This window comes from Mycoplasma pogonae, from assembly GCF_054170725.1.
On record NZ_JBSWZS010000001.1, the window covers coordinates 42,574 to 54,907 of the forward strand.

Below are 12,334 nucleotides of genomic sequence, written 5' to 3' on the forward strand. Positions count from 1 at the left end.
TTTAATGTACCTCAATTAAATAAGCTCTTTGATCTGCATTTAAAATTTTGATTTCAACCCTAAGATAATGGTTGAATTCTAATTCTAAATTTTCGGCTCATTCGATGATAACAACTTTGTCATCGAAATAATCTTCATATTCTGATAAATCACCTGTAATTTTGTAAGCATCAATGTGTACAAACTTATCATAAATTTTTATAATGTTAAAAGTGGGTGAATCAACTATTTTTTTCTCATTAAGTGCAATAGCAATTTGTTTTACTAAAGTAGTTTTTCCAGCTCCAATTTCACCATCCAATAGCAAAAAATGTTTTTTTTCTAAAAGTGGTAATAAATAATTAATTACTTCACTAAGATCTTTTTCTGAACAAACAATTTTTTTCATTTAAATTATTATACATAGATTTTAAATTTATTTTTTTGCCAAGCTATATTTATTTTAATTTTCTTTTATAATTTTAAATAACAATATAAAACAAATATAGGAGCAAAAATGGAAAGTTCTAAAAAAATTAAAGTTAAATTAATTAATTTGCAAACATTGAAATTTGAAATTTTAGAAACTGCAAAACCTGGTGATTATTTTGTAATTAATGATCACGAAAATAGCGAAGTAATTGAAAGTATCAACAATTTAATTAATCAAAAATATAATGCAAACATTGAAATTGAAACTAACAAAAAAATTGCACAAGTAAAATCACAGTATGAAGAAATAGTTAAAGTAAAATATCAAGAAGGTTTTAATCTTGCGAAAAATGAGCAAGAAAAAAATTTGGAAATTATGAAAAATAAGCTTGCAACTGCTGATGAAAATTTAAAAATTTCACTAGTAGCAAAGACAAATGAATTGCAACTGCAATTCGCTAATAAAGAAAAAGATTTAGCAAAAAAATTATGGGAAAAAAATAATGAAATTAATGATTTGAAAAAAGAGAAAGAAATTTTAGAAAAGTCATTAAATAATCAAGTAAAAATTAAAGAATTAGAATTTGAAAAAAAATTATTAGAGGTTAAGCAATTAGAAACTGAAAAACATCAAGCAAAAATTGATGAATTAACAAATGAAATCGAACAATTGAAACGTCTACGTTCAACTAATTCAAAAATAATGGGAGAAGATTTTGAAAAGTGAGTTGATGAAGAATATAATAATTCATTAGGTGTTTTAGATGATACAGCCTTTAATAAAATTACAATTAATAAAAATGGTCAAAAAGCTGATTTTTTATTCGAAGTTTTTGATACCTCCCAAAATGTAAAAAATACATTAGCTAAGGTTGTTGTTGAAGTTAAAACTCAAAGTCAAAATGGAACTAAAAAAAATAGTGATTTTTATGCTAAGCTACAAAAAGATAAGCAAAATGAAAATGCAGAATATGCACTCTTAATTAGTGAGTTAGAACCAAATGACAACTTTATAATTAAAAAAATTAATGAATATGAAAATATGTATTTAGTTAGACCTTCTTATTTCATAACTTTTTTATCGCTAGTGCGAACTTTAAGTTTGAAACGTAAAGAAATTATTAAAGCAAATTTAGAATTTTACAAAAAGCAAGATATTTTAAAACAATTTGAAATTTTTAAAGAAGATGCATTAAATAAAACAATTAATAGCTTAGAAAATAAAGTTGCCGATATCCAGAAACATAACATCAAAATTTTAGAAGCTACTCATAAAATTGATGACTTAACTCAAGATATTTTAACTAAAATTATTGAACGATTTAAAAATAAAATTAATAAACTTTCTATCACCAAAATTGCTAATAACATTGAAAAATTAGAAATGGATAATTAAAAAATAATCTCCACCGCTTTATTATGGAGATTATTTTGATTACTGATGGATAATAAAATTTTATCTAGTAACTAAAAAAACTTGTAATGACTATTATAAATATTTCAATATTATTCATTACATGATTTTTAAATATGATAATAGCGGCTATTGGCTTAATATTAATAAGTAAATTTAAACAATCCAATGTAAAACTTAAAAAAATTAAGCAATGTGTAGATAAAGTAGAAAAAAGAATTGAAACTATGTAAAAAAAAGTTAATATTTTATTTAAATTCTAAAATAAAACAACGCTTTTTAATAAAGGCGTTGTTTTATTTTAGAAGTTTTGACAATTAATTAATAAATATATAAATGTTAAAAAATATTTTTAAGTTTTCTACTGCTAAGTAAATAAAAAATAAATAATTAAAAAATATTAATAACCAAATTTAAAAAAGGAGATTTCATAAGAATTATTAAATTTATGATAAATAAAAATTAATTTTTAGTTACTTTTATTAAAATAATTAATATTAAAAATAATTAATCAATTTAATATTTTTTATCTTTAGATATTTCTAAGGTTTAAAATAATAGACTACATAATGAATTTTAAAATCAATTCTATGATTAAATAATTTTAGGTGCCACAAACTAAAAAAATAAAAAAAACGTTTATAACACCTAATATAATTTTAGCAAAAATAATTTTTAAAGTGAAATAAGATTTGGTTTTTGAAAAATATTTCAAAAAATTATATTTTTTATTAAAAAATGAAAATTTTTATTATTTTTTAATAATTTTTTATCAAAATAAACAATTTCTAGCTATATATTAAATGGAGGGGATGAAAATCATCTTCTCCGAAACAAACTAATGCGAAAGTTTTTATTCTCTTTTTTATCCTTTCTATATTCAACTTGTAATAAAAATAAAATATTTTTTTACAAAATTACTAATTTCTAGCTATATATTAAATGGAGAAGATGACAATCATCCTCTCCAAAATGGATTTATTATAACAAGAAAAATTTATTGGTATATTTTCCACTCCTTATATGAAAAATATTTAACAGCATATCAATTATAGACATGTAAAATTAGCGCTTTAAATTTATTAACTAAATTAATAATTTTTAGCAATAAATTATTTAAAGAAATTCAATCTACCCAAAATTATTTTCCATATCTAACATAAATTTTTATTCCTTGCATGAAGATCATGAGTTAAAAAAGTAATTTAAATATCATATTAAATTATATTTTAACTTTTTATTTTGAGCATTAATTTGACTCCTTTAAAATGCTAAAATAGTTAAAGTATTAACCCCTTTTATATTATAATCAAAATGATTTTTTGAGTATTCTACATATTTTTATATTTACCCTTATAAGTAATAAATTTTTTAAAAATATTTCCCCTAAATTTTTAAATAGATTTAATTTCTTGCTTACTTAAAATAATTTATAAAATTTATTTTCTTTATATTCTTTATTTCGCCTTTATTTACAAAATTTTGTAAGTAAAGGTTTTTTATTAAAATACAAATCAATTTCAATATAAAAAAATCTTGAACGTTAAAAAATCAAGATTTTTTATCTAATTATTTTGCATTTCAATCAAGCGAGGATTAGGGCGATATTGTCTTCCAACTTTTGCGAGTGCTTTGCCATTAATTACAACCGCATCAGCAGAAAAAGTATTTTGAATTTGTAAAATAAATTCCCCTACACCATATGCATCTACTGGTGTATTTTCAGTTTCGAAATATTTAATTTTTTCAGGATTAAATCCAGAAGAAACAATAATTCTTACATGCTCACCACCATTTTCATCTAAAGCTTTTCGTAAGTTTTTAATTTGGTTTGGTGTTACACCATATTCGTTGGCATTTGCTCCAAACATTTGATCCTGCAATGCTTTTGAAGTGTCAACCCGCACACCTTTTAAATCAGAACCAAAACGTTTTAGCACTTTTAACGAATCACTAATAACATCATTATGAAAATCTACAAGCGCAACCAAATCTTTATCTTTAGGAAATAGTTGTTGATAATATTCCATTACAGCAACCAAATCACCTTCAAAATTTTGAATTAGTGCATGAGGAATTGAACCAAAAACTACTTCTTCTCGTCCTCGTGCTCCAGCATTTGTGGAATGAGATTTCATACCAGCTAGTTCAACAGCGATTCCATCACGTTCTTGATTAGAATAATGATCCGAGCGATCACCCATAAAAATTACTTCTTTACCATTAGCAGCTTGTAAACAGCGATAAGCATTAGTTGCAATTGAAGTAGAACGAGCTAAAATACCATCAATAATACCTTCATAAATTCCAAATTCCTGATAAGGCCCTTGTAATTCCAATACTACTTCTAAAGCATTAATTTTTGAACCCTCAGGTAAATAACGAATAATATATTTAGAAGTGTCAGTTTGAGTTTTTAAAACTTCTAAAGCTTCATTCATCCCTCCTAAAATGGAATCATCATGACGTTGAAAAAATTGTAAAATAACTTCATTGTTTGGGTTGTACTCAGATACTATTTTTTGCGCTTTGAAAAAATAATTGGCTGCATAATATTTTATGTCTTTCATTTCTTAATAATTATTTTCCTTTAAATTAAATGCATATTAAATCTTATTGTTAAAAATTTTAATTTATTTTAAAAAAAACAAAAACAAAACACCCAATTTTAAGTGTTTTGTTATGCTAAATTAGTTATCGTATGAACCTTGTTTAATGTATCTAAAAATAGTGTGTTGTAACGTTTCTTTATTACCTTTGTGACGGTTTTTCCCATTTCCTTTTTCTTTACCATCATAGTAATAAATCATGTATAATAAGTCACCTTTTTTATAGGTATTTGGTTCTGGGTAAGTACAGTATCAACCACAGCTTCCTCGATCCCCAAATACATCTCTTGTTATATCTTCGCCAACAGTATCTTTAAACATACCGAATAAAGTACCTTCTACTGTTGAATTTGTTCTATTTCAGAAAAGATTTCTAGTTCCTTCACGTGAATAAGTTTCTCAAGCAAATCATAATCCAATTGCTACAAGTCGATAAATTGCTTTATAGTAGGGGTTATTTTTGTTAATGCCTCACCTATTTGAAGAATGATTTTGATTTCATTTGTCATATTGTTGTTTTAGTAATCTTGCTAACTTTTTCATTGCTTCTTGTGGATTAACTCCATCGCCAGTACTAAAACCATTCATAGTTTGAAGAGCGTTTCCTCAAGTTAATTTAGTTCGACTACGCACCGGACCCTTATTAATATTATTTAATGCTCCAAAAATCGGATAATCTGTAGCTGAAGCAGTTGCAATATTTTCAGGCAATGGAGAATATTGGAAAATAAAGTTAAATAGCAATCCAAATTGTTCCGCCGGAATATTTGTAAATGAAGTTCCAATGTGGTCAATAATTCCTAAAATATTTGAAAAGTCCATTAAGTTTGCATCAGCAATTGCTTTTGCTAATGCTTTTTGACCAGCTTCGGTTGTAAATGTTGATAATTTATGAGTTTGTAATGTTCCAAATAATGCATCTCTTGCTTTAGTTCAAATTTTAACATTTCCAATTGAGTATCTCAATCCATTTAAAACAGGAGTTAAAACATTAAAGAATTCTTGGCGTTTATTATCCGGAATTTGTAATTTTAATTTTGTAATTACTAATTCTCCAACAAATTTTGCAACTGCTGGCTCTGCCAGTAATTCCCTCATGATTCCGTCTATACTATTTTTAATCTTGTTAAGATTAGTTGTAGTTAGGAAAACATCAAAAAATTCAACTGCTGATAATTTTCCGGCATAAGCTTCTGGTCTTGAAAAAACATCATCAATAAAATCATTAATTAGTGTTTTTAGATGATTGCTTTTTTGCACAAAATCAAACATAGCGTTAACAAAATCTTGTGCTACAGTAGCGCTTGTTCCTAATGCTTCTGCAAGTTTAGAAGCCATCGGGCTTCCGAAGCTATTTTTAATATAACCCATAACCCCGGGTCTTAAAGCAACATTTTCAACAATCAGTTTTAATGCTTCTTTAACTTTTTGTCGATTTTTTCTAACGTTTTCAGGGATAGCTAATCCTGCTGGTTTAGCAAAATATTTAGAATTTAAAATTTTTGAAATAATTGTTAATGCTTTATTTTCAACATTTGTTGTTTCTGTAGTAGTTGTCTCATCTGTTGATATTGATTTAAATAATGATTGCAGGTTATTTACTGCAGCTTCTAATTCAGTTGTAGTAATATTACCTAAATAAGCTTCAACAAATTCAGAAATTTTTTCTGCAGTTAGTTCTTCAATTTCTAATAAATCCAATAAATTAATAAGTTGAATGTCAGCAGCAGCTAATTCTTCTTGTAACTTTGCAATTAGCTCTTCACCACTTAATTTACCATCAGCGATATCAGCGATATTTGTTTTGAAAAATTCTTTAATTTTTGCAGTTAGTTTTTTATAAATATCTAACTTTGTGATATTTCCTGTAATTATATTAACTAATCCATCTGATTTAGTTTTTTCTTGTGGTGTTAATGTGCGGCTATTAATTTGTAAAATTGATAAAATTGTTCTTTCTAATAAATTATTAAAATCAGTTTGAATTGTTGCTGAAGTTAAGAAATCATTAATAATTACTTCTAAATTATTAAATAAGTTATCAAAATTTTTGTCAGCGAATTTTTTGGCAAATTCACCTCAAGTTTTAACTATTTGATTATTAGAATAATCTTTTCTTCGATCAATGAAATTACTTGCAATCTCTTTTAATAATGTTTTTAATTTTTCATTTTTAAAAATTTGCTGTGGTAATTTATTAATAAATGTTTGATAATCACTTTCTAGTGATTTTAAAGTAGGTACTTTTTTAGTAATCACTTGTGCCAATCCATTTGTTAGTCCAGAAATTTTTTCACTAACTTTTTGGTGTAATTCAGAAGTTTGATCAAATAATTTATCTACAAATAAGTTAACAATAGCTTTAAATCGATTAATTTCTTTAGTTTCTAATTTTTCAGCTAAAGCATTTTGTAAAATTTTTAGTGATTTGATTGATAATGATTCATCAGTGCTACCATCACTAGTATCTGAAGCAAGATTCAAAATTGGATTTGGATTAATTTCAGCAATAATTCCGGTAATTAAATCAACTCAATCTTGATTTGTGAATTCTTCAAATTTTAAAAGAACAATAAAACGTCCAACAACTGGGAGTGTCGTATATTGATCGATAATTGCTTGAGCGTAGCCACCCATTGATTCATCATCTTCATCATCTTCAGAATTGCTTGTAGCTGGCGCACTAAATACCATTTTAATAAGTTCTTCACTTGATAGTACAAACATTATAATTTCTAACAATTCTTTATAAACAGTAATTCCATCAATATTGTTTCCTATTACATTTAATAATTTTTTAACAAGTGCTTTAGTATTTAAATTAATTTGATCATATGTTTTTTCAGGATTTATTTTTTCAAATAAGATTACTAAAATAAAATCTTGAATTTTTTCATTTTTAATTACATTAGCAATAAGTTGGTTAAGTTGCGATTTAAGAGCTGCTGCTTCATTTTCAAAAACTGTAGCTACAATACCCTCAACACTTGTAAATTCTTCAATATCAGCTGCTTTTTCAAGTAAAGCTTTTAATGCTATATCGATAACTTCAACAATTGTTTCATTAGTTATAACTTCTTCAACTAATGGATTAACAAATAGTTTCACTTTTTCGCTTGGTATAGATAGCAATTTGACTAATTGTGTTTCAAGTAAGTTTCCAAGTTTGTCAGTAATTAATTTTTTAATTTTTTGGTTTGCTAAAACATTAGTTAAACTTTGTTTAACAATTTCACGAGCTTTAATAACATTTTTAGCAACAGCATCTTCACGTAAAACATCGCTTTGTGCATTGAAAGTTTTAGATTTTAAAACTGCATTAAAAACAGAAATGACTTTTGTTACAGTTTCTGAGCCAGTAGTTTCTGTAGCTTCAGTTGCTAAACTGTCTGCAAGTGCTTGAACTTTTTCTAGCGATAAATGATCAATAGCAAACTCAATAACATTAACAAAATCTTCAACTTCTAAATTATTAAATTCAATTGTTTCTAAAGCTGTAGTAATAATTTCTGGTAACTCAAATTTAAGTTCACTAAATAATGAACCAAATTTCTTCAATACCGCTTCTTCACCAACCAATAATGAATCAGTGTTATCTTTTACAAAATTCAATAATTTAATTTTTGTAGTTTTAAAAATTGAAAAATCAGTTAAATGAGGAATAATTTTTTTCAAAAAACCTGTAAATTTTGCTTTTTCAATAGCATCAACATTAGCAGTTGCATCTTCGAAAATTTTATTGACAGCTAAATCAAAAACAATATTAACTGCTGTATCAGATAATTTTGGATTGTCTAATAATCCTTTCAATAATTTATCAAATGTATGACTAATTGTATCAACATTATTTTTAACTAGTAATTTTAATAATGATGTGAAATCTTTAGCTCCAACATATTTTGCTCGATTATTTAAAATATCATCTAAAAGCGCAAGTATAAACTCTTTAGTTTCATTTGAAGTAATTAATGAATTAATTGCCAATGAAATTAACAAGCGAATTTGTTGTTCATATTTATTAACGATTGGTGAATCAAATTTTGCTTTAACTAAAGCAATTGCATTTGCTGATAATTTATCAGAAGCTAATTTTAAAATCGCTTCCATAGAATCATTGGTTGTTAAATAATCTAATGTTACTGTAAATAATGTTTTAATTTTTTCGCGATTTTCAACACTAATATTGTTTTTTAGTAATAAGCCGTGAAATACTTGGAAAAAGTCAATTTCACTTCCTCCAAAAACATTTATTATTTTAGAAATGTCAATTCTTTTTAAAACAACTTTATAAACTTCAGTAATTTCTGCTGTTGAATATTTTGTATCTAAAATAATACTAAATAGCGCTTCTAAATCTGCTGAAGTATTAATTTGAAATAAATTAATTAAATCAAATTGACTAAAATTAATTGTGTTATATTTTGCATCATATAGCATTTCTTTTAAAAAATTCTGATTTGTAAAAGCGCTAATAAATTTGTTTTTAAAATTACTAAAAATTTTAGAACTTGGTAAATTAGCGATGAATTTTTCAGCAAAATCAGTTAGAGTTTTTAATTCAGCTTGATCAGTTACAGTGTTATCAAATTTTAACTCATCTTTTAAATAAATTTTTAAAACTTTGATTAAAGAATTCTTGTTTTCTGATTTTGCTAGCAGCTCATTTAACATTAATGTAATTTCAGTTGAAATAAAAGTTTGATTGTTATTGAAAAATAAACTAATCATTTGGAAAAAATCAGGTTGTTTACTATAAAGTCCGCGTGATGAAAATAAATCATCAACTAAATGATCAATAATTTTCTCTAATGATTTTAATTGTTTAATTTGATCAATCAAATTGTTAATTTCTTGATTAACAATTTGACTCTCAACGATATTAAAACGGTTAATTTTATCAATTTTAAAAATTGCATTTGCAATAGATTTTGGATTAAGAAAACTTACTAATGCTTGCTTTAAGAATTGCTTAATTTTTTCTGGGTGTTTGTTGTATTTTTCTGATCCTAAAAATTGTTTAAACAACGTAAAAATATTGTCGACATTTAAAGCATGTTTATAAATTAAATCAGCTACAATTTCACTTGTAATTTCTTGATTTAAGTTATCAATATCAGTTTGAATTCCTTTGAATACATTATCTAAATAGTCAGTTCCGACAAAAGTTTCAGCAATATCATAAAAGTTATTACCATCAGCATCTATTCCAGAAGCTGTTAAAAACTCAGTGAATTGACCATCCGATTGAATATTAAATGTTTTAAATATTTCTGCAATGCTATTAGCCATTGAAGATACCAAAGGTTTATTAGCGGTTACAAAATTACTAAATAACTTTCCTAACTTCCCTTCTTTTAAAGCGTTAATAACTGCAGGGTTTGCTTCAAGTGCAGACGTTAGAAATAGCTTTAAAGCCCCTTTTTCACCTAAAACAGAACTGACTAAATCAAGATTGGAATGATTTTCAAATTTAATTTGTTGTTTAAAAGAATCGTGATCTTTTTCAAAATATAAATAATCTCATTTTTCAACTAATTTTTGAGCTGTTCTAAAATTATGGTGTGCTGATTTTGAGTATTCTTCACCAAGTGAAATTTTTAACAAAATGTCTTGCGCCATTTTTTTGTATCCCTTGGCAGTTGGGTGAATATCAAAAACAACTTGAGCTAACTCCTTGGCATTAGCTTCTCAGTCATCTTGATCATATGTTTCTAGATAATTAAACCCAGCTTCAACAGCGGCTGCTTTAATAGTTGCATTTAATTTATTTAAAACAAAATCAGAAAAAGTTTGATTATTAGGTAATTTAACCATTTTGTTTATTGCTTTACTCAAACGCAACAACGGCATTGGGTAACCAACATAATTAATATTAGCAGTTGGATTTAATTGTTTTAACAATGTATTAAATTTAACTAAATTCACTTTTAGTTCTGTAATTAATTTTTCAAATTCATCAAGAATTTCTAAAGTTAAAGTTGTTTTTGTTTCATCAGTTAAATTATTGTTTGTTAATAAGTTATAGACTTTAATTCAAGGTAGTTGATAAATTACATCATTAGCACCTAATGATAATGTAATTAAATTTGCTTCTTGAACTTTTTGACGCACATTAGCTAAATCGCTAGCATCGGTTTTACCAAAATTTTTATATTGTGCAAAAATTCTACCCTTATAAAGGTTATTTTCATTTTTATCTAAATTAGATAGAAAATCTAAAAAACCTCCATCTTTATCAAATTCAAAGTTAGTTGATGTATCGCCTAATAAATAAAGTCAGTCTTTGACTCTAGTTCCAGATAATGCAAAGTTTTCAAAACTTTGTAGCATCCCTGGCTGTAATAATTCTTGAATCATTTCAGCTAAAAAAGCTGGGTAACTCAAGCCAGTAAGCTTATCACCATCTAATTTACCTGGTGATTCTGAGCCTAACTGGCTATTGAAGCCAGCTGTAATAGAATCTCCTAAGGCGATATAATTAATATTGCTAGATAACAAATTTTCACTAATGTTATTTTTTTGCTTAGTGTTAATTGCCTCTGCATCATTTAGTTTAAATGAAACTTGGTTATTTTCATTTTTGCTACCTTTATTATTCTGATTGGGAATAAAAGCGATTAAAGCTCCAACTGCACCAACAAGTGATCCTGCAGACAAAGTTTTAATAATGTTTCTGGTAGTTCTTTTCATATTAAATCCTTTCAAGAGGAATTTTTAATGCCACAAAACTATTGCTCACATTAATAATTAAACTTTCAAAAAATTATTTTTGTTTTTAAAATATCTTTGTTGTTTTCTAAATTATAAATCCCTTAACTAAGGTTGTGATAAAAAACATGTATCTAATTTTACCACTTTTAGCTTCAAAAAACAAATTAGCAACTGCTTTATTAGTTTTTTGAAAGTAAAAAATTACATCTTTAAAAACTTAAAATTTAACTTCTAATAGTTAAAAATGGAAAAACTTCTTTGATTATGCATCGCAGAAGTTTAGCCATTAAATTTGCTTCGGTTTTTCGTTAAGTTTGATTTTTTTGATTAACCCATTTTCAAGGTAAATTACCTTATTTGCTAATTCAGCAACTGAGGGATCATGTGAAACCATGACAATTGTTGTTTGATATTTTTTATTAATATATTGCAACAATCTTAAAACAATTTTAGATGTATTTTCATCTAACGCACCGGTTGGCTCGTCAGCAAAAATAATGTCAGAATTTTTGATTAATGCTCTTAAAATTGAAATCCGTTGTTGTTGTCCACCGGACATTTGCGACGGATATTTATTTTTAATTTCTTCAATTTCAAATTCTTTAAATAAATCATCAATATTCAATAATTTATTTTTATCTTTCTGTAAATAAGCTCCAGTTAAAACATTGTCATAACCACTTAAATTTTGAAATAAGTTATAACTTTGAAAAATAAAACTAACATGTTTACGCCGAAAATTAGTTAATTGCGAATCTGATTGGCAAGTTAAATTTTGGTTCACAACAACAACATCACCTTCAGAGGGGCGATCCAAACCAGACATTAAATTTAGTAATGTTGATTTACCTGAACCTGATTTACCAAATAAAACAACAAATTCACCTTTTTTAACTTCTAAATCAACCCCTTTTAAAACGGGTGTTGTAACATAACCTGAAAGGTAGTATTTAACCACTTCCTTAACTTCGATAATATTATCATTATGATTTACTAAACTACATCTCGCTTTGTTCTTAATCGGTTTTGACTCATTACGACGAAAACGCACTAAATCTTTTTTGCTCAAAACTACTGAAGCTGAAGTATCATCAATAACTTCTCCTTCGGTTTTAGCAAATGTTTTAGTTGCATTTGCTTCGTTTTTTTTGAACATTTTGTTAAATCAATCAGAAAAATTTATTTTCAT

Annotated in this window: 5 protein-coding genes; 1 reads left to right on the forward strand and 4 read right to left on the reverse strand. The window is 25.8% G+C overall.

Going from position 1 to position 12,334, the window contains the following annotated elements; translation table 4 throughout:
• Position 1 precedes the first annotated feature (1 nt).
• Positions 2-388, reverse strand: a complete 387-nt coding sequence (gene tsaE, locus ACW95P_RS00145; protein WP_457961200.1) for a tRNA (adenosine(37)-N6)-threonylcarbamoyltransferase complex ATPase subunit type 1 TsaE — start codon at positions 386-388, stop codon at positions 2-4.
• Between the two features lie 108 nt (positions 389-496).
• Here tsaE and ACW95P_RS00150 point away from each other — a divergent pair, with 108 nt between their 5' ends.
• A complete protein-coding gene (locus ACW95P_RS00150; protein WP_457961201.1) occupies positions 497-1,807 on the forward strand; it encodes a DUF2130 domain-containing protein in 1,311 nt (436 codons plus the stop codon).
• A gap of 1,583 nt (positions 1,808-3,390) precedes the next feature.
• Here ACW95P_RS00150 and ACW95P_RS00155 read toward each other — a convergent pair.
• The 3 genes from ACW95P_RS00155 to ACW95P_RS00165 all read right to left on the reverse strand — a co-directional run bounded on the left by ACW95P_RS00155 (position 3,391) and on the right by ACW95P_RS00165 (position 12,334).
• Positions 3,391-4,395 carry a nicotinate phosphoribosyltransferase gene (locus tag ACW95P_RS00155; protein WP_457961202.1) on the reverse strand — a complete coding sequence of 335 codons (1,005 nt, stop codon included), beginning with the start codon at positions 4,393-4,395 and terminating at the stop codon, positions 3,391-3,393.
• A 120-nt stretch (positions 4,396-4,515) separates the two neighbouring features.
• On the reverse strand, positions 4,516-11,124 hold the full coding sequence (locus tag ACW95P_RS00160; RefSeq protein ID WP_457961203.1) for an SGNH/GDSL hydrolase family protein: 6,609 nt from the start codon (positions 11,122-11,124) through the stop codon (positions 4,516-4,518).
• A gap of 307 nt (positions 11,125-11,431) precedes the next feature.
• Positions 11,432-12,334, reverse strand: coding sequence for an ABC transporter ATP-binding protein (locus tag ACW95P_RS00165; RefSeq protein ID WP_457961204.1), 903 nt, complete (start codon positions 12,332-12,334; stop codon positions 11,432-11,434).